At 43.4% G+C, this 20,289-nt stretch carries 28 protein-coding genes; 8 read left to right on the plus strand and 20 right to left on the minus strand.

What is annotated here, in order from left to right:
• Positions 1–15 precede the first annotated feature (15 nt).
• The 5 genes from FPZ42_RS12705 to FPZ42_RS12725 are packed head-to-tail and all read left to right on the plus strand — an operon-like array spanning position 16 to position 3,472.
• On the plus strand, positions 16–510 hold the full coding sequence (locus FPZ42_RS12705; RefSeq protein ID WP_146271954.1) for a GNAT family N-acetyltransferase: 495 nt from the start codon (positions 16–18) through the stop codon (positions 508–510).
• 32 nt (positions 511–542) lie between these two features.
• The gene (locus tag FPZ42_RS12710) at positions 543–959 is read left to right on the plus strand and encodes an arsenate reductase ArsC (protein WP_146271956.1); all 417 of its coding nucleotides are present in this window, start codon (positions 543–545) and stop codon (positions 957–959) included.
• Between the two features lie 22 nt (positions 960–981).
• Positions 982–2,067 carry an ACR3 family arsenite efflux transporter gene (gene arsB, locus FPZ42_RS12715; protein ID WP_146271958.1) on the plus strand — a complete coding sequence of 362 codons (1,086 nt, stop codon included), beginning with the start codon at positions 982–984 and terminating at the stop codon, positions 2,065–2,067.
• Positions 2,068–2,069: 2 nt separating this feature from the next.
• Positions 2,070–2,828, plus strand: coding sequence for a metallophosphoesterase family protein (locus tag FPZ42_RS12720; protein ID WP_146271960.1), 759 nt, complete (start codon positions 2,070–2,072; stop codon positions 2,826–2,828).
• Entirely contained in the window at positions 2,828–3,472 is a 645-nt protein-coding gene (locus FPZ42_RS12725; RefSeq protein WP_146271962.1) for a metallophosphoesterase family protein, read from the plus strand. The genes FPZ42_RS12720 and FPZ42_RS12725 overlap by 1 nt, the downstream gene beginning before the upstream one ends.
• A gap of 211 nt (positions 3,473–3,683) precedes the next feature.
• Here FPZ42_RS12725 and FPZ42_RS12730 read toward each other — a convergent pair whose 3' ends face one another.
• Positions 3,684–4,601 carry a DUF5677 domain-containing protein gene (locus tag FPZ42_RS12730; RefSeq protein ID WP_146271964.1) on the minus strand — a complete coding sequence of 306 codons (918 nt, stop codon included), beginning with the start codon at positions 4,599–4,601 and terminating at the stop codon, positions 3,684–3,686.
• Positions 4,602–4,756: 155 nt separating this feature from the next.
• Here FPZ42_RS12730 and FPZ42_RS12735 point away from each other — a divergent pair, with 155 nt between their 5' ends.
• On the plus strand, positions 4,757–5,020 hold the full coding sequence (locus tag FPZ42_RS12735; RefSeq protein WP_146271966.1) for a hypothetical protein: 264 nt from the start codon (positions 4,757–4,759) through the stop codon (positions 5,018–5,020).
• Between the two features lie 130 nt (positions 5,021–5,150).
• Here the strand turns inward: FPZ42_RS12735 and FPZ42_RS12740 are convergent, their stop codons facing one another.
• The 8 genes from FPZ42_RS12740 to FPZ42_RS12765 form a co-directional block, all read right to left on the minus strand.
• On the minus strand, positions 5,151–6,218 hold the full coding sequence (locus tag FPZ42_RS12740) for a DUF932 domain-containing protein (protein WP_146271968.1): 1,068 nt from the start codon (positions 6,216–6,218) through the stop codon (positions 5,151–5,153).
• Between the two features lie 4 nt (positions 6,219–6,222).
• Entirely contained in the window at positions 6,223–6,396 is a 174-nt protein-coding gene (locus FPZ42_RS19195; protein WP_186458760.1) for a hypothetical protein, read from the minus strand.
• 4 nt (positions 6,397–6,400) lie between these two features.
• Complete coding sequence (locus FPZ42_RS19395) at positions 6,401–6,529, minus strand: hypothetical protein (protein ID WP_261381133.1); 129 nt, start codon at positions 6,527–6,529, stop codon at positions 6,401–6,403.
• A 63-nt stretch (positions 6,530–6,592) separates the two neighbouring features.
• Positions 6,593–7,210 carry a hypothetical protein gene (locus tag FPZ42_RS12745; protein WP_146271970.1) on the minus strand — a complete coding sequence of 206 codons (618 nt, stop codon included), beginning with the start codon at positions 7,208–7,210 and terminating at the stop codon, positions 6,593–6,595.
• A gap of 542 nt (positions 7,211–7,752) precedes the next feature.
• A complete protein-coding gene (locus FPZ42_RS12750; RefSeq protein ID WP_146271972.1) occupies positions 7,753–8,625 on the minus strand; it encodes a hypothetical protein in 873 nt (290 codons plus the stop codon).
• Between the two features lie 19 nt (positions 8,626–8,644).
• A complete protein-coding gene (locus FPZ42_RS12755; protein ID WP_146271974.1) occupies positions 8,645–9,145 on the minus strand; it encodes a GNAT family N-acetyltransferase in 501 nt (166 codons plus the stop codon).
• Positions 9,145–9,444: a type II toxin-antitoxin system TacA family antitoxin gene (locus FPZ42_RS12760; RefSeq protein ID WP_146271976.1), complete on the minus strand. Its 300-nt coding sequence runs from the start codon at positions 9,442–9,444 to the stop codon at positions 9,145–9,147. The genes FPZ42_RS12755 and FPZ42_RS12760 overlap by 1 nt, the downstream gene beginning before the upstream one ends.
• A 429-nt stretch (positions 9,445–9,873) precedes the next feature.
• Positions 9,874–11,349 (minus strand): HEPN domain-containing protein, encoded by a 1,476-nt coding sequence (locus tag FPZ42_RS12765; RefSeq protein WP_186458761.1) that lies wholly within the window; start codon positions 11,347–11,349, stop codon positions 9,874–9,876.
• A 179-nt stretch (positions 11,350–11,528) separates the two neighbouring features.
• On the opposite strand from FPZ42_RS12765, the gene FPZ42_RS12770 reads away from it, so the two are divergent.
• Both FPZ42_RS12770 and FPZ42_RS12775 read left to right on the plus strand, forming a co-directional pair.
• Positions 11,529–11,957, plus strand: coding sequence for a helix-turn-helix transcriptional regulator (locus FPZ42_RS12770; RefSeq protein WP_146271980.1), 429 nt, complete (start codon positions 11,529–11,531; stop codon positions 11,955–11,957).
• Positions 11,958–12,000: 43 nt separating this feature from the next.
• Positions 12,001–12,237 carry a hypothetical protein gene (locus tag FPZ42_RS12775; protein ID WP_146271982.1) on the plus strand — a complete coding sequence of 79 codons (237 nt, stop codon included), beginning with the start codon at positions 12,001–12,003 and terminating at the stop codon, positions 12,235–12,237.
• On the opposite strand, the gene FPZ42_RS12780 is transcribed toward FPZ42_RS12775, so the two are convergent.
• The 11 genes from FPZ42_RS12780 to FPZ42_RS12830 form a co-directional block, all read right to left on the minus strand.
• A complete protein-coding gene (locus FPZ42_RS12780) occupies positions 12,215–12,700 on the minus strand; it encodes a hypothetical protein (RefSeq protein WP_146271984.1) in 486 nt (161 codons plus the stop codon). The genes FPZ42_RS12775 and FPZ42_RS12780 overlap by 23 nt on opposite strands.
• A gap of 56 nt (positions 12,701–12,756) precedes the next feature.
• Positions 12,757–13,527: a hypothetical protein gene (locus FPZ42_RS12785; protein WP_146271986.1), complete on the minus strand. Its 771-nt coding sequence runs from the start codon at positions 13,525–13,527 to the stop codon at positions 12,757–12,759.
• Positions 13,528–13,562: 35 nt separating this feature from the next.
• Positions 13,563–14,381 carry a DUF4138 domain-containing protein gene (locus tag FPZ42_RS12790; RefSeq protein WP_146271988.1) on the minus strand — a complete coding sequence of 273 codons (819 nt, stop codon included), beginning with the start codon at positions 14,379–14,381 and terminating at the stop codon, positions 13,563–13,565.
• Between the two features lie 9 nt (positions 14,382–14,390).
• Positions 14,391–15,635 (minus strand): conjugative transposon protein TraM, encoded by a 1,245-nt coding sequence (gene traM, locus FPZ42_RS12795; RefSeq protein ID WP_146271990.1) that lies wholly within the window; start codon positions 15,633–15,635, stop codon positions 14,391–14,393.
• Entirely contained in the window at positions 15,620–15,976 is a 357-nt protein-coding gene (locus FPZ42_RS12800; protein ID WP_146271992.1) for a hypothetical protein, read from the minus strand. The genes traM and FPZ42_RS12800 overlap by 16 nt, the downstream gene beginning before the upstream one ends.
• Positions 15,977–15,981: 5 nt before the next feature.
• Positions 15,982–16,596: a conjugative transposon protein TraK gene (traK, locus tag FPZ42_RS12805; protein WP_146271994.1), complete on the minus strand. Its 615-nt coding sequence runs from the start codon at positions 16,594–16,596 to the stop codon at positions 15,982–15,984.
• Between the two features lie 24 nt (positions 16,597–16,620).
• A complete protein-coding gene (gene traJ / locus FPZ42_RS12810; RefSeq protein WP_146271996.1) occupies positions 16,621–17,823 on the minus strand; it encodes a conjugative transposon protein TraJ in 1,203 nt (400 codons plus the stop codon).
• Positions 17,824–17,833: 10 nt separating this feature from the next.
• A complete protein-coding gene (locus FPZ42_RS12815; protein WP_146272246.1) occupies positions 17,834–18,430 on the minus strand; it encodes a TerB family tellurite resistance protein in 597 nt (198 codons plus the stop codon).
• A gap of 61 nt (positions 18,431–18,491) precedes the next feature.
• Entirely contained in the window at positions 18,492–19,184 is a 693-nt protein-coding gene (locus FPZ42_RS12820; RefSeq protein WP_146271998.1) for a hypothetical protein, read from the minus strand.
• Positions 19,171–19,851: a conjugal transfer protein TraI gene (locus FPZ42_RS12825; protein WP_146272000.1), complete on the minus strand. Its 681-nt coding sequence runs from the start codon at positions 19,849–19,851 to the stop codon at positions 19,171–19,173. The genes FPZ42_RS12820 and FPZ42_RS12825 overlap by 14 nt, the downstream gene beginning before the upstream one ends.
• A 59-nt stretch (positions 19,852–19,910) precedes the next feature.
• Positions 19,911–20,279 carry a hypothetical protein gene (locus tag FPZ42_RS12830; protein WP_146272002.1) on the minus strand — a complete coding sequence of 123 codons (369 nt, stop codon included), beginning with the start codon at positions 20,277–20,279 and terminating at the stop codon, positions 19,911–19,913.
• Positions 20,280–20,289 lie beyond the last annotated feature (10 nt).

A 20,289-nucleotide genomic window follows, 5' to 3' on the forward strand; every position in this document is an offset into this window, starting at 1 on the left:
AATCAGGATGTAACGATGAACATTATTGCCTTACAACCTGCGTATTGGCCGGATGTTAGAAAAATTTATTTGGAGGGCATCGCTACCGGTCAGGCGACCTTTCAAACTGAAGCTCCTGAATGGGAAGACTGGAACAAAAGCCATTTAGCTGACCTGCGTTTTATAGCTATAACCGACGCGGGTAAAGTAGCTGGGTGGGTTGCATTATCCCCTGTATCCAATCGTTGCGTTTATGCCGGAGTTGCAGAAGTCAGCATTTACGTGAGCGAAACTTTTCGCGGGCAAAAGGTTGGCCAGGCACTTTTACAACACCTGATCATAGAAAGTGAGAAGGCGAACCTGTGGACGCTGCAAGCCGGTATATTTCCTGAGAATGAGGCGAGCGTTAAGCTTCACGAGAAACTGGGATTCCGCATTATCGGATATCGTGAAAGGGTCGCAAAGCAGTATGGCGTGTGGCGGGACGTATACATCCTTGAAAAAAGGAGTAATTCAGTTGGAATTGATTAAAAACCGCAAGAAAAGACAATTCAATTTATAAAATGAAGAATATACTAGTTCTATGTACGGGAAACAGTTGCCGTAGCCAGATTGCTGAAGGTTACCTCCGTCAATTCGCAGGTGACCGAGCGACGATCTACAGCGCCGGTATCGAAACCCACGGCGTGAATCCTAAAGCCATTGCCGTAATGGCTGAAGATCACATTGATATCTCTAAACACACTTCCAATCATATTGACGAGTATAATGCCATACGGTTTGATCACGTAATCACGGTATGTGACAATGCTAACGAAGCCTGCCCGTTTTTTCCCGGCAAGGTGGAGCGGTATCATGAGAATTTTCCTGATCCGGCCAAAACCACGGGGACACCAGAAGCAGTCATGAACGAGTTTCGCCGGGTGCGAGAGCTGATCAAGTTCTATGCAAAGAACTTCGCTCAACAACATTTGAACTAAATATCAACCATAAACAAAACTTATGAGTGCAAACGATTGCGCACCGGCGCATGATAGAAAGCGATTAGGCTTTATCGACCGTTACCTGACATTATGGATCTTCCTGGCGATGGCTATCGGCGTGGCCCTGGGTTATTATATTCCTTCGACCGCTACCTTTATAAACTCTTTTTCAAATGGCACGACAAATATCCCGTTAGCTATCGGCTTGATATTAATGATGTACCCGCCGCTGGCTAAAGTAAAATATGAGAATATGGGCGAAGTGTTCCGCAATACCAGGGTATTGAGCGCCTCGCTGGTGCTCAACTGGATTATCGGGCCTATACTGATGTTCATCCTGGCAATTACCTTGCTGCGTGACCACCCGGATTATATGGTCGGATTGATACTGATCGGTCTTGCCCGCTGTATTGCGATGGTGGTGGTTTGGAATGAACTAGCTGAAGGCAACCGCGAATATGCAGCCGGACTAATTGCCCTGAACAGCATCTTCCAGGTATTATTATACAGTGTTTATGCTTATGTGTTTATTACTTTCCTGCCGCCCTTGTTCGGCATGAAAGGATTGGCGGTCAATATTACCATCGGGGAGATTGCCAAATCTGTGGGTATCTATTTAGGCATCCCATTCGCCGCAGGTGTCATCAGCCGCTATGCGCTCATTAAACTGAAGGGCGAAACATGGTTCAATACCAAATACGTGCCTTTCATTTCGCCCATTACGCTCATCGCGCTGCTGTTTACCATCATAGTCATGTTCAGTCTGAAAGGCAACCTAATCGTACAGATACCCTTTGACGTGGTACGTATCGCGATACCATTGGTGATCTATTTTACCATCATGTTTATTGCCAGCTTCTTTATCGGTAAGTCATTTGGTGCGGACTATTCACGCAGCACCTCAATCGCCTTTACTGCTACCGGTAATAACTTTGAACTGGCCATTGCAGTCGCTATCGGGGTATTCGGCATCAATTCCGGTGAAGCCTTTGCCGGGGTGATCGGCCCGCTGGTGGAAGTGCCTGCGCTGATCGCGCTGGTCAATCTCGCTTTTTGGTTCCGCAAAAAATATTACGCTAATAAAACTACCGTACCAACTACCTGAATATGAAAATCGCCTTATTCTCTGATATCCACGCCAACCTGCCTGCATTGGAAGCTTTCTTTGCCGATGTGGAAACCCGTAACCCTGATGCCATCTATTGCCTCGGCGACCTGGTAGGCTATAACATCTGGCCGAATGAAGTGATCGATGAGATTCGAAAACGCGGCATTCCCTGCATTACCGGTAACTATGACTTTGGTATTGGCCGTCATAGCGACGATTGCGGCTGCGCTTATAAGACCGATGAAGAAAAAGCGATGGGTAAAATATCCATCAGCTATACCAATGAGATCATAAAAGATGAGCAGCGGGCTTACCTGAGGACCTTACCGGCACATATCCGCCTGGAATACCAATTAAACAACGATAAGTTAAATGTGCTGTTGGTCCATGGCAGCCCGCGCAAGGTGAATGAGTACCTGTTTGAGGATAGGGAAGAAAAAAGTATGCTGCGCATCATGGAACAAGCGGATGCAGATGTATTATGTTTTGGCCATACGCACCAGCCGTATCACCGTGTGCTGTCTGCGAATGAGCAGTTCTACCATGCCATCAATATTGGTTCAGTCGGTAAACCAAAAGACAAAGACCCAAGAGGCGGTTATGTGTTGTTGCACATTGCAGAGAATAGTTCTAAAACCGATAAGGACAGCATCAAAGCAGAGTTTATCCGTTTTGATTATAACATTGAAAAGGCGGCTAAAGCCGTTGAAGACAGCCCGCTGCCGAATGAATACGCAAACATGTTAAGGAACGGCTGATGAGAATAGCACTTTTTTCCGATGTACACGCCAACTTGCCTGCCTTTGAGGCGTTGCTGGCTAGTTTGGACGAACAAAAGCCAGCTGTGGTGTATTGCCTGGGCGACCTAATCGGCTATAATATTTGGCCGAATGAGATCATTGCCGAAATTCGAAAACGCGGTATCGCGACGCTGAAAGGCAACCATGATGAAAAGACCAAAGGCTATGCTTACGAACTGGTGACGGCCGACAACCGAGCTTATCTCGATACCTTACCTGCGCACATCCGCTTGGAATATGCCGATTTTCAGATCCTGCTGGTACACGGCAGCCCGCGCAAGATCGACGAATACGTGTTGGAAGAAATGCCCGAATATGAGGTCATCCAAATGATGGATGCTGCTAAAGCCGATATCCTTTGTGTGGCTCACTCACATTTGCCCTATCACCGCAACTTCAGCGATAAGCAGGTGATCAACACCGGTTCTGTCGGTAAGCCCAAAGACGGCGACCCGCGTGGCGGTTATGTTATACTAAACGTTGGAACTGATATTACAGTAGATTTTATCCGCTTTAATTACGATATTGAAAAGGCGGCCAATGCAATTATTGACAGTCCGTTGCCTGATGAACTAGCAGAAAGAATAATAAAAGCTTATTAGCCTTTTTAAATGTCGTAAAGATCAAAAGCGAAAAACAAAAGTGAATTTTTGCCCATCACTATTAGGACAAGGAATATTGCCAAAAGACTGCGGCATAATGAAGCTATGGAATTCTCGCTTCACCCTCCGGGATTTATTCCGTTTCCTTTTGGATTTGCTGGGCAAATACAATTGCTTTCTTTTTCTCTTTTTTCTTTTAAAATTTTCTGCCCTACATATTTAGTTTACCAAAAACCCTTTTGATTTCAGAGTCGTTGGCCACATCTCTATCAGGGTTTTGCTTAGCCAATTCCGTAAGAAAATTTATAAATAAGTTGCTTGGCCGTTTCATATTCAATTCCTCAAATGTGACGAGTTCAGGATAGAATGCGTCAGCAAGCAGAATTTTTTTGATTTGCTTAAATTCCTTTAAAATATCTTCTTTAAACTTCATCTGCTTTTTAAAGGAATCACAGAATTCTAATAATAAATACGCAGCGTAAAATTTATTGAATTGATCATAGTATTTATGGAAATTGTGGGTAGAGAAGACTGTGGGTCCGTCTTTTTTATACCAACCCATTCGTAAAAGTATGTTCGGACTAAAATGAACCATCCGGGAAGTTGCATGATATAAGAAATCATACAGATGTTTTAATTGTGCATCTATGGCCATGTGCTCTACACTTGGGAACAGCCTTTCTTTATTCAAACCATTATTCTTCATAAGATTTTTCAGTTCAGCCTCACGGGTCTCAATTAATGTGTCTAAATCTTTAAATAAGGGGAATTGCTGAAAGGGAACCGCCTTATCCAGAAAAGATTTTTGAGCAAGCATCGAATGAAGCAAGAGGTAAAACATATAGCTCTCAATTAGCTGTTCTTTATCATAGGAAAAGTTCTTACCGATAAACTTTAGGGTGATCAGATCTTCACATAAGCCACGAAGAAAAGGCGAGTGAAAAAAACTGTTCTTAGCAGACCTGTTTTTATATAGAAACAAATTAAACTCCAACGCCTTGGCAAATGAAGCTATAAGCACAGATTGGTAAACATTGGTCTTCAAGTCAAGGGAAGGGACAGAATTATAATTCTTAAAATGCTTCTGAATAATCAGTAAATGGTTTTTTATTAACGTGTTGTCATTCATAGCTCAGCGGTTAAAGGTTGCATAAAAATAATAAAAGTCCCACAGCACTCGCTGCGTGGGACTTTCAACCTAAACCTTATCACAATTAGCCGTAAGTTCGGCTAAGATTGTGGCAAGCTAACAAAAAATCCGATCTTAGCGTAAAACCTATACGTATGGCTCCAACAATATACTCAGTCTTCTATCATTCTCCAGACGGCTTTCTTGTATGCCGTACGGACTTTGATAATCTTGAAGAAGCAGAAAACTTCCTGCAAACTAAGCTCTTCATTTTCGACGGTGCTGAATTCCACTTTATGTTGAAAGATGGAAGATTTCTGGTTAAGGGTGAGCCCAGGGAGCGAACAGAGAAATTTTATGCGGAGTCCATGCGGTATGCCGTAGAAATTCCTGCAAAGGAGATCAACAAATCATCATAAATCCCCGCCCCCTGTTTTCACCATAATCATCAACAATCAGGAAACAGGGGGCGTCCTCAAACGGGCGGGCGATAGCCCGCCGTCCGGCAATTTTTAAAAACAAGGGGGATCGCTCCCCCTTACCCTTCACTTAGTTGTAATTTAAAGCTTCACCGCCATGAGTTGCAAATTCCTTGCACAAATTAAATGCAACCTGCGCCCTTTGTTTAGCCGTGCCGTCCATGATGGACTTAAATTTTGCTTCGTCGTTTTTGAAGCTGCGTACGTTTTGAAAGTAACCAGTCACGGCATTGTACGCGCCAAACACTGTTCCTGCGGTCGTCTCGATCTGCTGGGTCGGGCTGCCTAAAGCATACTCATAAACGCTGTCTACCATATTCGTGTAATGGGTAGAAAGCTGGTCCAATTTGCCTACGGCCAAGTTTTCTACTACTTCCTTGTTGGGTGCCATAGCGATCTGTATCAGCTTTTTCAGTTCCCTGTCAGTAATGCGGACTTTTGCCCACTGGTTAAACAAGCCTTCCATTTCGTGGCTTAATTCTCTACTTATACCCATAAGCGTATGCGCTTGCTTCAACCGCTCAGCTGCGGAGGCGGTATGCCGTATCTTAATTGCTCCTGAATGATTACGCATGGCTGCATTAAGCGTGTTGTTACATACAATCCTGATTGGCGTAAATGCTGCCGTTATACTACCTAAACCGTCGTGCGAAGTGGTTAGAAACAAATACTGCTCTATCCAGTCCTTAACGCCAACACGAATATAGTCGGGTAACTTGGCGGTAATAAAAACCCGTTCGCCGTTGCCTAATGCACCTGCCGTTTCATAAAGGATGCCCTCGCCACCGCCGACAATCGCGTCAAAAAACGAAAACGCATCACGGTTTTGCACGACTTCATAGTCATTGCCGACTACGCCTAAAACCTGCTCCGTGTCTGCCCGTACGGTAGCAAAGAAATTAGGTACTTCTACTTCGGGTATCAAAATATCGTCGCTGCCCTCACCCAAATGGTTGGCAGTATCATAAGTAAACAAAGGGCGTTTTTCTACGATATAGTCCAAACCTGCATGCTGTATTGCTTCGCTGCTGGTCGGGTAGCGGTCAATGATCTGCCCTAAACCGTGCCAGGCCTTTTCCTTTACACTCATAAAACTGTGTTTGCCTGTTTTTTGATTGAAATTGATCTGATGTGCCATAGCTTTAATTTTTAGGAGTTCGTGTATTCATGGGTATGATCTCGGTACGCAGCACCTGTACATTGTCGGTGCTGGTAATTGCAACGTCGCTGTTTTGCAGTTCTGCAATAGCGTCGTGTATGTTAGGGTGCGTGGTTTGTATGGCCACTTTCACCAGTATGAAAATTTTGTCTTCCATCGCCTTAATATTGATAGGTGTTCAAAAAGTCGCTGAATTCCATTTGAAACTGTGCGGGGTTCTCCTGCGCCAGCTGCTCGGCGTAACCTTCCCAAAATAGCTGGTCGGTCAGTTCTATAAATTGCTCGTACATGGGAGTTGCTGTTTTGATGAAACTTAAAATTGCCCCCAGCTAAAAGCCGGGAGCAATACCTGTTCAGGCGTTCGGAAAGACAATGTTAGCCTCGATATCGGCCAGTTTTTCGTGGCAAGCATCAAAAATAAATTGCGCTACCATGCGGATCAGGTTCGGCGTATTGGTCACGAATTCACGGCGTTTATCATCCTGAATAATGAGTTTGCAGCCTTGGTACGGGTTGCTTTCCAGTTCGTCGTTCTCTTCCTGTAGTTGCACTTCAAAATCTTCTAAGGTCTTGATACGTGCTATCAGGGCTAAACGCTGGATAGATAAGCGGTGCAGATCGTTTACTGATTTTAAGGTTTGTTCTAAATTCAGCGCAAACTTTTTAGCTTCAAACTTTACTTCCTCGGACTTAACGGGTTCGGCCTGTGCATCGGCTTTCACTTCTTCGGTGGCAGGTAAGTTTGCAGGCTTAACGGGTTGGTGATCCACTGTAGCGGTGCTATCGGTCTTAACCTCGGCAGGCGCACCTTCTGTAACCTGCGAGCCCTGGGCGGGTTTTTCATCGGTTGTGTTTCCATCTTGTTTAGCTTCTTTGCCGGTGAGGCTCGGGCGGTTTTGAGTTCTGTTCGCTTCGTTTGCTTTTGCTGCTGCACCTTGTACACCGTTCGCATTTTTTTCTGCTGTTTTCATCTTAAAAGATTTTAAAGGGTTAAAAAATTTGTTTTTCATTTCCCTCTTTTCCCGAAGACTTCCCTTAAAAAGCTATTTTTCCAAAAGAAAAAACGGTAAAAAAGAAAGTCAAAAGAGCGGTCGTGAGCCAGAGCGGGAGAACTATAAGTCCCGGAGGGTGGCCGAAGCAAAGCGGAGGACATTATGCGTTCGTACGTGAAGGCTGACCGAGATTGACGCCGCTTTTGTCCGTTTTCGTTGGAAAATAGCAGCTAAAAGAAGTCCCTTAAATCGAATCAGCAAGGGCAGGAATGCAGGCAAGCGAAGCTTTTCCCGGCGAAGCGTAACGGAGCGGGTAAACGAGTGAAGTCCGGAATGATGTGCTTGCAGAACTTAGCCTGTCAAAACATATTAGCGGATGCTTTTGCAGCGCAGCAAAAATGCAGGAGCGGAATTTTAAGCAATGGAGATTGGAGGAGTGAACCTGTCAGGGATTGCAACGGCATCCTTTTCATGGAAAAGATATAGTGAAAAGCCTGGCCGAAGGGACAGCCAACAAGCTTTCAATTGAGTGCGTTTTGAAGCAATTGATAAGTAAAGCTGCCGTCCTCGGTTTTAGCTATCTCTATCTGATTTAGAAATTTCATCATCTCTAAATAGCCTTGGTTACACAACTCCAATTGTTCTTTTAGGTAAGGCAGCCAGTATGTGCGTTCCCGATCTAACGCAACCATAGCCTGGTCATCCTCGCGATGCGCGTTTAAAAACTTCATGACATAATTACTATCATAACCAGCATGGTGCACGAAGAACTTTCGGTGTTTGTTAAACTGAGGATATATGTTTTCTTGAAAATTCCATAGCCATTGATAATGCGCTGAAGCTTCCAGTTGCGGAAAATGAGCATGTATATACTGTAATGGCGAATGAAAGTAAATTTGGCCGCGTTTCTCGATCAGCAGTTCTGGAAAAAAGCTGGTAATATAGTCAGCGATACGCTGCCAAAATTTATATAAGGATTCAAATGCAACCGGTAGCTCCCTGTTGAAACGGGCATCTTCCAGTTTCTGATCATAATGATAAAACTTCTTCCCATCTATATAACTATACGAGTGCTCAAACACGGTGATATATGGTGTATATAGATAAAGCGTTCCTAGCCGGTATTTCAGATCAGCAGTTGCGGAAAATAATTCCATCTGCATTTGATTCGGGTTTTTCACTTCACGATCCAAATGCAAGTGGTCATAGACTTCAATTTGCCGGTCATATAAACCGGACTTTGCAGCCATCACTACAGCGTCGGTGTTGATAGCAATAACATTTTCGCCCTGATAGGTATAATTATTGTCTGTCAAGCACTGGAGATCATGCGCTCTGTATAAACTGAATAATTCCTCATTATACGCTTGTATAATGTCTCGCTGTTTACTCATAAAAAATCCAATACCAGGTTTACTCTGCAAACAGCGCAGCTATGGTATGCATGGTCAGAAACATTTTGCCTGAGTCCAGTTTAACAAAATCATATTTTAAATAAAAGGCTTCCGCTTCTGCGTCAAGCGGATCAACGATCACAGCCATTGCCCCGACGTGAGTTAAAGAGACATTATAACATTTCTTTAACGCATCAATTAAAAGGTATTCTCCAAGGCGTTGCCCTTTATAGTTTTGATCCAATGCCAGCCTTCCTAATAATATCGCAGGGAGGTTATGGTAAGAAGGCGGCATTTTCTTCTGCACTTGTTCCGGCACCAGCTCGCGTGGTATGCTCGTACTTGATAGCGTATAGTAGCCGATGATGCGGTCGCCATCCAGCATCACAGACACCGTACTCAAACGTCGTTTGATGTCCTGGCTTGCCTGTTTGTGCAAGTAATTATCCAGCATTTCCTTGCCGCAGGTAAACTCTTTTTTATTAAGTCCTGAATGCAGCGGTTCAATAGGATAATTCATTAAACTTCCGTTGACTGATTATTGAATTCACGGTAGCGCTCAGCAGCCTGCTGTAAGCGTTTGCCTGGCTTCGGCGGATTCATGATCGCCTCGAAAAAAACATTCTTGTCCCTTTCTGTAGCCAAAACTGCTTCGTGCTGTTCCACAATAAATTTTGCCTTTTCCTGAACAGTAGACACCACAAAATCGGTAAGCGTACGGTAACCGCCCAATTTAGCTGCCCGTTCAAATAATGATTTTTGGTCTGTTGTCAGTTTGGTATCGAACCTTGTCTTATCAGCTTTGATCACTCGTTCCATAATATTGCCTTTCTAAACAAATATACGGAAAAATTCCGTACAAAATAAAAACTTGCAATAATCAATCCAGTGCTAATTAACATTCGACGATTCAGCTGTTAACGAGAAGGTGGCTGCTTCTTTATCTTAGTGGTACGGGTGCTTTCAAGTCGTAAGGCTTGTTTTCGCATATCTTTCGAGAAAAAATTTAGGTCGACTGGTTCTAATCTTCATAGCTAACCGGTTCATCTCTGCAAATGACACGTTGTAATTCATTGTTACATCTATTATAGCAAACAAGATAATTAATTAATACACATTAGCTATACATTGATAGTGCAGTGATGTAAATTGATCAAGCAGCGTCCTTGCCATCTAATCTCAGGAAACGTCATTGCATATCATAGCAGCAAGCAGGGCGGCCTGAGAAACTCAAGCCGCCTGCCGCTACTACTGGCCGGTACTTAGTGGAGCGGATTTTTCTTTAATAAACTGCTGATAAATTTGCTCAATCTTAGCTATCAGCAGTTCAACTTTATCTTTTAAGCGCTTTACAGATTTTTCATCGGGATTAAACTGGCTTTTATATCGTGCTTCCGAATATCCTGATTGCAGCAAATTAAATAGCTGAACGCCTTCCGTCGTGTCTAACTGCAAAACCCGCTTAATTTCTTCGGTAAACAACAACGTTATCCTGATCTTTCTCGACAAATTATGCACAGATAAGCGGTAACCTAATACAGCCCTAATAATAGCAATCAAACTGCTTTCAGCAGCCTGGTGAAGGGAAAAAAGAGCTAGAGAAAAATTGTTGTCTTCAATGTAGCGAAGAGCGCCTTTCATGAACGCTTTGCCTTGAACACCCCATCTGTTCCAGTCGTGCTCGGCTCTTTCCAGCCACACACTATTATCAATGGAATGCGCACCTGTTAGCTCAACATCAGGAGCTTTATAAACATTAATACTTTTAAAGAGTGTGTTGTGCCAAAAACGCTTATCGTTTGCCAACGCATCTTTGGCACTGGCCAGTTTATGTACAAAGGTAAAAACGGATGCCAGGTGACGACAGCCATCCTCAATTTTGTTGGCAATCTCGTGTTCAGGCGTTTTCTCCTTGTCGTCTATCAGTATTAATAAGTAATACGTAAATGGATTGGGATGTGTACCCATCAGGTAGATCATGCGAACTGATGGTATACGCTCAACAATCAGGTTCTTTACTTCCTCAACACCTGACTTTTCAGCTTGATTTAATACCGGATCAAGGTCTTTTAATGGTGCTATTTTATCATTAATGCTTTCTGTTTCCGACGCATTCCGCTTTCTGCCCCAACCTTTATGCGTAATCGTTTCTTCCGTCTCACGCTGGTGGATGAGCCATGCTGCGGAATAAAGTTTACGTATATTATCATATACATCAATGATCTCCCCAGCAATGAGTGTTTCGTCAGCAGCACTTTTATACAGCGCGCTGTGCAGCCATTCGTGCAAGTAGTCGCGGTAATCCTGCGGGCTGATCTTTTTGAAACATTTCTTTATTGCCTTATAGGGGTTAGCCAGTTCCTTCGCGGGAAGATTCTTTGGAAAATATACCCAGTCCTTTTTTTCCTGTTCGATCTGCTCTTCGGTCACGTCCTGCAAGCGTGGCCACCTGTCGAAGTTTTTGAGTAGTAATAAATGCAAGGCTTCGATCAGCTCAACGGTCTGGTCATAAATGAACAATATGTGTCCGGGGCCATGCCGGTCTTTGTAAAACTTGTCATTTAATACATAGTACCGCCATTCTTTCAGATCTTCCCGGTGATCCTTCGGCCATCCCGAACTGAAAAAATCAATGACTACTTTCAAAGGGTTCATGATCTCGCTAAAGCGCAGATGTTTGGGGTACTGTTCCCAGGGTGCAATGTTGCCTAAATACATGGTCATGATCGTAATGCCGCATTGTTGCCAGCAAGACAAAAAACCGGATGAGGCCATTTCTAACCTATTCTACAGCTTTCTAACCAAGTCGCAAGACAGCATAATTTATGCTTGTTTAAGTGCCTAAAAACAGGTAACTTGAAACTTCAAAAATTTCTACATTTGCTTAAACAACCCTTTTCAGCATGAGCTCAACTACCGATTCGATAAAAAACATTCACCAAGGCCGAAATGTGAAGCGGTTTCGCGAAATGCTTGGTTTAAAGCAGGAGGCATTAGCTTTAGCCTTAGGGGATGATTGGAGCCAAAAAAGAGTGTCCTTATTGGAGGCTAAAGAATTGATTGAGGAAGATCTACTCGCCCAGGTAGCTGCCATACTTAAAGTTCCGGTTGAAGCCATCAAAAACTTAGATGAAGATAAAGCTGTTAATATCATAGCTAACACTTTCACCGACTTTAAAGATAATGCTTCAGCAATTAATAACAATTGCGCGCTCAATTTCAACCCAATTGAAAAATGGCTTGAGGTAATCGAAGAAAATAAAAAGCTTTATGAGCGCTTATTAGCAAGCGAACAGGAAAAGGTAGAAATACTTAAGGGCAAAATTGAATGATAACATTATGACAGCACAGCAAGTCAAACCTTACCGCGAAAGAATGTTCAGTCTCGTAGCCGACCCTGAACTAAAGGCCATGGAAATCAGGTATGAACCCTATCTCGATCTTCACGCTATCGAAGACGTATTAGAAGGCTGTGATATTGTGCAAGCAGGTCCGGGAGAACTTATTACAGGAAAGCTCATATGGAAAGAGGGATACGACCTCCCTTTGGAACTGAAGCGTGACATCATCAATTTATACAATAAGCATTTTATTGACCAGGAGGCGAATTAAGGTCGAACAATGTTCGCCAGGTATCATCTACAGGTCTTTCAACTTTTGCAAAAAGCCTGTCATCCCATAAGTGCAGTTCTTCGTTAATGAAGCGATAAAGTTTCCTGATACCGACTTCATTACTGGTGAAAACATGGGTAATGCCCATTTTTTCCAAATAGTCATCCCAAAAGCCGTCTGAACTAAGGGGTTCAATATATACGTCATCATCAATATCCTGGTCGAAGGCAAAGCGAAATCCGGAAACCTGCGGCTGATCATTACGGTCGTTAGGATCATTCAGAATGGTTGTTAGTCGAAAATGCATGGCAGGGTAATGTCCAACACTGTACATGATCTCCGTTTTCTGCAATGTGCGGGCATTTAGTTCTAACACGCCATAAGTAAGCATTTCAATCAGTTTCAGCCACTGCTCGTCTGATACGTTTAATAACACGTTTTGGGCCTCATCTAATGTTTTCATGGAATCGCACTTAAAGTTAAGTAGCAACAGGCCAAAGAGGCCTGTTGCCTAATTTGTTAAACACTCATTTTGCTCTTACGCGACTGCTTTTTTTTTGGCGATTCCTCCTGCGACTGTGAAGGAGATTTTAAGCTTTTCGCCGTTTTCGTACCGGTTCCTAACAGTTCTTCGCGTTTGATCTTTTTCATCTGATGGTCAAACAGGTCCACAGTTTTAAACTGCGGGTTCGCTGCGATAAAATATTTTTTATTACCGTCCGCATGAGCGACAGTGATTTGCTGAGCATTGCCTTTTTTCAAAGATCGAAACAGATCGTCTTTTAATTTAGGGTCTTCCAACTCCTTAATACCTTTGCCTGCGATCACTTTTTCTATGTCATACCCATAGTTTTCGTGGTAGTGCTTGATCTTTTTGTTGCCGCTGTCTGTTAAATTCTGGTCATCCAGCGTAAGCCAGGCCTGATACTTCTGATTTTCAAGATTGGTGAGCTGCTTATGTACAGAACGTCCCTCCATTAAGTTGAAAGCCTCTTTAGCGGTCACACCATTACCTTTGTTGATGTAAAAGGTTTGGCTGACATCTTTTTCAGGATCGTTTTCATGGCGGATGTTCGCATCATATTTGTTAAAAAAATACATATCCTGATTATCACCTGCCTTAAAGTGCAGCGTGTAATCAACTGTTTTCTGATTGAACTCGTGGCTTAAGCCTAACTTGAATTCCGGCGTTTTTGCTTCGATCTCCCGGTCAAGTTCGGCATTTAGTTTTTCCCCAAAGCCTAAGTTCAAAAGGCTCTTTTTTAAGAATTCTGCATTTTGTGTATTCATGACTGAATGAATTAAATGAATAAATGGATGAATTATCAATTAGCTGCCAGCGTTTGTGGCGTGTACCTTGGTGCAGGAAGTACCTTGATATCGTCTAAGTCGTCTTGTTTAATTTGCAGGTAGAGATGCCGGTTACCTGATCGTTCATAGACTTCAACGAACAGCGCCTCGTCATTGGAAAGAGAAAAGCGCTTAAAGGCGAATACTTTGGCGACTTCCTGATCTTTTGATATGACTGTGCGGCTGCGAAAGGTGCTATAGAGTGGTACGATCTCCTGTTCGTGCGTCGCCGTCCGGTCTACCGTTTTACGGTCACGGATATAAAAACGTACAAAATCGATCCCATAAGGCAGATTCGAACGGTTTCGAAGGTCCAATCGGAGATAGATGCGACCGGCAGCAAGAGATATTTTATTGATCCATGCTTTTACACCGCCAGTTTTTTCATGCGTGGCAATATCAGCGCGCTTGCCTGAAGCTAATTGCTGCGCAATGACTTGTTCTTCCCGTTCGGGACGGTTGTTAGGCACTGATCCTGCAAATACAGTTCCATAAGCTATACGGCGACCGGCTCTTCCATAAGAATAGGCGACAGGAATTTTATAGATTCTTTTGGTAGCTTCCTCCTGAATACTTAATGTTTGGGGTCGAATATGGGCGGACAACGCTTTGATCGTTACAATACCGTTACCTTTATCAATAACCACAAAATCACTATTCGGGTTATTGATGATTTTTACTGTTGCAGGGAAGAACAATGCAGTAGCTTTGTCCCGACTTATATAAGCCGTATCCTGTGCAAATGATTGTTTTACCGCCAGCACAAGAATTAATAACATTTTGAACGTTTTCATAACACCTCCTTAGTTATCACGATCATTATTGTCTTTCAGCAAAACCTCGTAACCTGCTTTGACTTTGATCTTGATCTGTTTTACTTTCTTTCCAAATAGTCCTTTGGCTGCCTCTATACCGGCACCAGCGGCTTGTGCGCCTAATGACTGGTCCATCGTCATGAGCTGCATTGAACTTACCGCGTTGCTCACACCGTTCTTTGCTGCATCCCGGCTGATGGAACCCGGAACATATAAGCCTTCCAGACCATCTAAATCATATACCGTCAGTGCTACAGGCAGTATGTTATTCAGATAGCGGATGCTTGATATTTTGATATCCAGACGTTCGTTATTTAAAGCGCAAGTGCCATAAACAAAGCTGCCTTTCGGTATCATTTTGCCTTTTACATAAATGCCGTCGACCAAACGCAGCTTGACGACCGCTCCGCTGACCAACGTTTGGTCCTCGTGAATAACCGCCTGAATGGTGTTACCTTCCGCATTCGGGCGGTCAGCTGATCGGTTACTGGCATAACTTACAGTTGAACCATCGCCGTAGTCATCACCGTCATCATTTGCGGCAGTTACTGCATAAACCCGATTGCGGTTCTTCAATGATCTGGCACGCAGCACCTGGTCTGCGTTTCCCGGATTTTGGATATCATTGATCTGCTGGAGCATCCGGCTCAGCTGCTTCATTTCCGGGTCTTCTCCACTGCCGCTGTTCATCGCCGCCATCATCATTTGTAGTCTCTTGACTTCTGTACCTGAATTCACCTGCGGTTCATATCCGCTTGTTTGTACAGGCGTAGAAGGTTGATTGAGCTGGCGATCGATCTGGGCTAACTTGGCCTGGATCTTAGCTTCGTTAGGATTGCTTGTGGTCAGGTTTGCTGACAAGGAGGAAGAGGATCCTGCTGCGCTTTCTGTCGCCGACTGTTCGCCGAAACCCATAGCGCTAATGAAGTTTTTACTTACTCCTTCAGTTTCAGTGGTTCTTGCATTTGAATCCTTCAGGGTAGTTTGATAAACACCCATTTTATCCTGATCGGATTCATTTTTAAACTGTGCCTGGGGTAAGGTAGTGTTTAAACCCTTCACGGTTGCCTGAACACTACCAGGGTAGTTACTATTTCGTCCGCCACCTAATGCCCAAAAGGCCATTGTCAGAAAAGGAAAGATCAGAACAGGGATCATGATTAAGAATTTGCGCTCCTTCAGAAATTCAGGAGCGTGTACGGGCATATTGCCTTTTTTTAGTGTTGCTTCCATGGTTTAATGATTTTATTTGAAGAATCTGTTAATGGTATATCCACGTTTTCGGGCCTGTTGATATCGGATGCCATGCCGATATGGGTTGCAGGCTTGTAGGTTTGGTGTATAGCTGGAATAGGATAAGTGCCTGCAAATAGTCCCGCGATCAACACAACTGCTGCTAACAATCCAAAGAAGATAAACAGGAATTTCTGCTTGCGGACGCTGTAAGCATTGAACTGCTTTGAACATCCTGCTGCCAATCTTGCCTGAGCATTTAGGATCAGCTTGGATAGATATTTTGCTATTTGATCAGTCATAGCATGTGAATGACCATTATGGTTGCCGGCTGTTTTCATGATGGTTAATGTTGAATTGTCGTATCGCGGTTCGCAACAGTTTCCCAATGCTGAATCAGGAAACCATGTGGATTATTGTCAGATCTTGACACATTACGCAGATAACCTTGTGTGATCAGACTGCGGTTGACCGTAGAAGTAGCCCTGATCAGTTTCTGCGTCGCGAAACATTTAAAGTAATACGGATATTGATTAATATCCAATTGTATACTGTCTACCACGACCTGCTGGCTGATATTACCGGAAATCAGGTTGTTATAATAACTTTTTTCCTTGAGGTCGTTATACTGATTACGGGCACTTTCGTCAGCCAGGTATAATGCTTTCCCGATATTGGCGTTGATCACCTTTTCGTCAGGGTCAAGGGTAAAAAAGTAATGATGAAACATCTTGATATGATCTCTGGCCTCAACGGGTATGTTGTCCTTTCTGTCTGCTGCAAAAGCTTCCATCGCCTTACCATTGGCTAGAATGTAAATGTGCCTGCTGGCCAGATCTGCGGCCTGATAACTCTTATAGAGTGCAAAGCAGGAAATGATTGTACAGGCGGCTATCAGAAAATAACTGAATAGCTTTACATGCCGAAAGGCGGTCTCGATATTTTTAAGATGAGTAAACATGGCATTCGGTATTTGAGTGAAAGTTTATTGACCAGTAATTCTGGCTGCCTGATGATTAGATGGCTGCGATTTATTTTCCTGACCGGCACTGTTCCAGCCAGTCATAAAGTCCCCCGGCGCATTACTCAGATTCACTGTGCCGTTCACCAATCGTTCGCCGGTCTGGGAACCAGCGGCCATCGTCGTATTGGAACTGCTGATGACCAGCGCATTCACCTTCTGCAAAAGCCCATGTCCACCACCCGCATTAACGATATAATTAGCGACACTTGGCACAGTGAAATAACCGATGATCCCAATGATTAGGAAGATGAGGTAAGCGGTATCTGTCGAACTGAAGAAAGTGTCACCGGCAGATTTAACCTGAGAAATATCGAGCTTTAGCATATTTTCCTGGACTTTGCCAATGATTGCGCCGAATATGTTGGCTACGGGCAACCACAGAAAAACGTTTATATACTTTGCCAGCCAAACCGTGAGTGTACTTTGAAAGCCATCAAATACGGCCAGGCCAAAAACAATCGGCCCCAGTATGGCCAGGATGATCAGGTAGAAGGTTCGTATCGTATTAATACATAGTGCCGCAGCTTGATAGAGTACCTGTAATACCTCGGACATCCATTGCTTCACCGTATTCCGAAAGTTATAGGATGCTTTCGCCATCGCAAACTTCATGTCGTTACCTACGCTTGCTAAAACACCTTCGTTGGCACCGGTAGGATCGTCAGGGTGAGTATATTTATACCACTTATCCCGGTCGCCGTCTCCATCGGTCCCGACATACATTTGCCAAGTGTCGGTTTTTTCAACGGCTTCCTGTTTGGCTTTTAGTAAAGCCGCTATCGCAGCATCTGAATTCTGCACCATGCCGCCAGTAGCATTAACGGTTGGCTGCATGATACCATTAATAATCGCGATGACCGTGGGAAACAATAAGATCGCCAGTCCAAGGGCAAATGGCCGCATTAGCGGGTAAAAATCGATGGGCTCTGCTGATGCGATCTGCCGCCAGACCCGGCTTCCGATGTACCACAGCGCACCAAAGCCTGCGATGGCACGGCCCACACCGATCAAATCGCTGCACATGGGAAGCATGTCATTATAGACATTATTCAAGGTACCCTGCAAACCTTCGATATTTTCTGCAAGCCCCTCGGCGTGGGAAAGTAAAGGGAAAAAGATCCCCGTCACCGCAATTAATGCGGTTAAAAAAACTGTCTTTTTCATAAAAACTGATTTAGTGATCTATACCGTAAAGCTTTTTTAAGCTGATTGCATCCCCGGTCTCCTTCGTTCGTTGAAGGCTAAGCAAAATGCCATTGCGGTTGAAGTATCTAAGAAACTGAAGTTTATCGGTTGAACTTGCATATATGCGGTCAATCGCCCTGATCCGCTCGTCATCCGACATTCTTAATTTAGAGGCTGTCAATATGTTGGTCAGTTCGTTGATATTATCCAGGCTCTGCTTGACCAGTTGGCTGTAGACTTTACCCATGTAATCCAGTTCGCCACCAGAAAATGAGCCGCTTTGTCTGAACTTGGAATAAGCTTTTTTGTATTCACTGAGCAAACTCGCCTGCTGGGACATGATCTCGGCAACTCTGCCATAATTCTTGACAGCCGGATTAATTTGTAATAAGCCGTTCAAATACACATCGTGTAAATTAAAGTTGCCCTGCGATAATGACGAGATCGTGCTGTAACCCTTTTGATAGATTTGATAACCGGTTTTCATATCGGTCAGAATGCTTTTAAGCTGCGTTAGCTTCTCTATATTCAGCAACAGCTGCTGTAATTCTTGTCCCTGTGCTTTAGCTAAATAAACCTGCACCATAAAGGAGATAAGAATGCCAAACGACCATATTACTTTGATGCGCCTTTTCATATTTTGATGATTATCGTATGCCAAATATGTACTTGCTGTAGCTTAAGTTTTTCGTCTCTTGTTGCTTTTGAACACCGTATAATTTTACCCGCCCGGAAAAGTCCGCAGCAAACCGATAGTTGCTTTGCATAGTCAGATGAATGGTATTTAACCTGCTGATCCGCTCATCATCGCTCATTTCCAATTTTCCATTAGTCAGCAGCACTTGCAGGGCTGATATCTGTTCGTCACAATCCGATAGAAGGGTGCCTTTTACTTTACCTACGTACTGCTTTTCGTTTACGGATAGATAGCTGACTTTATCCAATTCACTGATAGACCGTAAAATATCCCTCTGCCAGGTTATTATATCATTTACCTGCGGGTTGTTCTTTACAGCCGGATTGACCGCTTTCAATTTGTCGTAATAAGTGGAATGCAAGTTAAATTCCTCTTTCAGCGATCCAGTGATATAGCCCAGGCCACCATTCGCGATCTTGTAGCCCTGTTTTAAATAGCCGGAGTAAACCTGCAATGCTGCTATCTGCTGTAGCAAATATTTTTTTTGCGTTTTCTTCTGCGAGAACCATTCGGCGAATGTTTGCGCATGAGCGTCAGATACCAACATCGTTGCCGCCGCGGTCATGATTGCGTAACCAAGCAACGCTTTGCTTTTTCGGCCGATCAGATCTGCACAATGCTTAATCTTATTAATTGATTCCATATAAAGCTTTTATTGATTTCGTATCAGCAAAATCCCTGCTCCGTTGCAGGCAGATTCTCAGATTCTGATTATTAAATTGCTGCAAGTCATTATAGTTGATGTCCAGCTGGTCGCTGGCGTGGTTGATCAGTTCGAGTCTTTCGGCATCGGTCATTTGAGTTTTAAAACCATTGATGACTAATAATATCTGATCAAGATTTTGAACACTCGCATCGAGGATGCCACTATAAACTTTTTGCATATAAGAAATCTCATCAGGTCTGAAGTGATTATCTTTCTGAAACAATCCCCAGGCTCTCTTATATTGCCCCACAAGGGCTGCCTGTTTCAAGGTGACCTCTTTTATTCGTTGGTAATAGGCAATGGTAGATTTGATCTTCCACAATTCAGTATAATAGCCGCTATATAGTTGCTTTTGAGCTTCTGTCCACCCGGAAATCTCAGTTAATTTTATTTTAGAAAGTTCATTCTCCAATACCTTTTGGGCGTTTTGCAGCCAAATGGTTTTGTTCTGCATCCGTTGCACTTTGAGATCTATGGCTTTGATCACCTTCTTTACCGTCAGCTTTATGACTTCACCCACAAGGAACTGCGCATGAACTTTAGGAGCTGATAGCATCATTAAAGCAGCAATAATTATCGCCGGCATTACCTTAAAATTTTTCATAAAAAGTCCCCCTTACCCTCATTTCTATGAGAGTTCACTTTTGATTAAAACGAGATTAATTACTTGATTTTTAAGTACTCTGTGCCCTTTAAGCTCAAAGATTTCCCATCTTCACTAAAGGTAATTTGTCTGCCTAATTCTGTTTCAGACAGAAACATATTGTCCTTATTCCATTGGGCTGACCATCTTTCAGATTTAAATTCTTTTGCCATAATTGAACCGTTTCTAATTTTTTGAAACCCGGTTTTCCGCTCAATCTCGTAGCTTAGTTCTGATTTTTTGGAAAGGATAAGAGTGTCAAAAGCAATACTGTATTCGCTTTGAGCTTTGTTTACGTAACTGCCTGAAAAATCACTATTTGTTTCACTGTTACCACAGCCTGCGAATAGGAAACTTATTGCAAGAAAATAAATGATCGACGCTTTCATAATAATATTT

It is taken from the genome of Mucilaginibacter achroorhodeus (genome assembly GCF_007846095.1).
In the GTDB taxonomy this organism is placed as follows: Bacteria; Bacteroidota; Bacteroidia; order Sphingobacteriales; family Sphingobacteriaceae; genus Mucilaginibacter; species Mucilaginibacter achroorhodeus.

Excerpts from the sequence above, each read along its gene's own strand:
- FPZ42_RS12730 (WP_146271964.1), bottom strand. The coding sequence starts at position 4,601 with ATGAATGACAACACGTTAATAAAAAACCATTTACTGATTATTCAGAAG.
- FPZ42_RS12710 (WP_146271956.1), top strand. The coding sequence starts at position 543 with ATGAAGAATATACTAGTTCTATGTACGGGAAACAGTTGCCGTAGCCAG.
- FPZ42_RS12725 (WP_146271962.1), top strand. The coding sequence starts at position 2,828 with ATGAGAATAGCACTTTTTTCCGATGTACACGCCAACTTGCCTGCCTTT.
- FPZ42_RS12785 (WP_146271986.1), bottom strand. The coding sequence starts at position 13,527 with ATGAATACACAAAATGCAGAATTCTTAAAAAAGAGCCTTTTGAACTTA.
- FPZ42_RS12745 (WP_146271970.1), bottom strand. The coding sequence starts at position 7,210 with ATGAAAACAGCAGAAAAAAATGCGAACGGTGTACAAGGTGCAGCAGCA.
- FPZ42_RS12765 (WP_186458761.1), bottom strand. The coding sequence starts at position 11,349 with ATGACCATGTATTTAGGCAACATTGCACCCTGGGAACAGTACCCCAAA.
- FPZ42_RS12750 (WP_146271972.1), bottom strand. The coding sequence starts at position 8,625 with ATGAGTAAACAGCGAGACATTATACAAGCGTATAATGAGGAATTATTC.
- FPZ42_RS19195 (WP_186458760.1), bottom strand. The coding sequence starts at position 6,396 with ATGGAAGACAAAATTTTCATACTGGTGAAAGTGGCCATACAAACCACG.
- FPZ42_RS12815 (WP_146272246.1), bottom strand. The coding sequence starts at position 18,430 with ATGGTGCAGGTTTATTTAGCTAAAGCACAGGGACAAGAATTACAGCAG.
- FPZ42_RS12760 (WP_146271976.1), bottom strand. The coding sequence starts at position 9,444 with ATGGAACGAGTGATCAAAGCTGATAAGACAAGGTTCGATACCAAACTG.
- traK (WP_146271994.1), bottom strand. The coding sequence starts at position 16,596 with ATGTTTACTCATCTTAAAAATATCGAGACCGCCTTTCGGCATGTAAAG.
- FPZ42_RS12755 (WP_146271974.1), bottom strand. The coding sequence starts at position 9,145 with ATGAATTATCCTATTGAACCGCTGCATTCAGGACTTAATAAAAAAGAG.
- FPZ42_RS12740 (WP_146271968.1), bottom strand. The coding sequence starts at position 6,218 with ATGGCACATCAGATCAATTTCAATCAAAAAACAGGCAAACACAGTTTT.
- FPZ42_RS12720 (WP_146271960.1), top strand. The coding sequence starts at position 2,070 with ATGAAAATCGCCTTATTCTCTGATATCCACGCCAACCTGCCTGCATTG.
- FPZ42_RS12775 (WP_146271982.1), top strand. The coding sequence starts at position 12,001 with ATGTTCAGTCTCGTAGCCGACCCTGAACTAAAGGCCATGGAAATCAGG.
- FPZ42_RS12705 (WP_146271954.1), top strand. The coding sequence starts at position 16 with ATGAACATTATTGCCTTACAACCTGCGTATTGGCCGGATGTTAGAAAA.
- FPZ42_RS12825 (WP_146272000.1), bottom strand. The coding sequence starts at position 19,851 with ATGAAAAATTTTAAGGTAATGCCGGCGATAATTATTGCTGCTTTAATG.
- FPZ42_RS12780 (WP_146271984.1), bottom strand. The coding sequence starts at position 12,700 with ATGAAAACATTAGATGAGGCCCAAAACGTGTTATTAAACGTATCAGAC.
- FPZ42_RS12830 (WP_146272002.1), bottom strand. The coding sequence starts at position 20,279 with ATGAAAGCGTCGATCATTTATTTTCTTGCAATAAGTTTCCTATTCGCA.
- traM (WP_146271990.1), bottom strand. The coding sequence starts at position 15,635 with ATGGAAGCAACACTAAAAAAAGGCAATATGCCCGTACACGCTCCTGAA.
- FPZ42_RS12800 (WP_146271992.1), bottom strand. The coding sequence starts at position 15,976 with ATGAAAACAGCCGGCAACCATAATGGTCATTCACATGCTATGACTGAT.
- FPZ42_RS12735 (WP_146271966.1), top strand. The coding sequence starts at position 4,757 with ATGGCTCCAACAATATACTCAGTCTTCTATCATTCTCCAGACGGCTTT.
- traJ (WP_146271996.1), bottom strand. The coding sequence starts at position 17,823 with ATGAAAAAGACAGTTTTTTTAACCGCATTAATTGCGGTGACGGGGATC.
- FPZ42_RS12770 (WP_146271980.1), top strand. The coding sequence starts at position 11,529 with ATGAGCTCAACTACCGATTCGATAAAAAACATTCACCAAGGCCGAAAT.
- FPZ42_RS12790 (WP_146271988.1), bottom strand. The coding sequence starts at position 14,381 with ATGAAAACGTTCAAAATGTTATTAATTCTTGTGCTGGCGGTAAAACAA.
- FPZ42_RS19395 (WP_261381133.1), bottom strand. The coding sequence starts at position 6,529 with ATGTACGAGCAATTTATAGAACTGACCGACCAGCTATTTTGGGAAGGT.
- arsB (WP_146271958.1), top strand. The coding sequence starts at position 982 with ATGAGTGCAAACGATTGCGCACCGGCGCATGATAGAAAGCGATTAGGC.
- FPZ42_RS12820 (WP_146271998.1), bottom strand. The coding sequence starts at position 19,184 with ATGGAATCAATTAATAAGATTAAGCATTGTGCAGATCTGATCGGCCGA.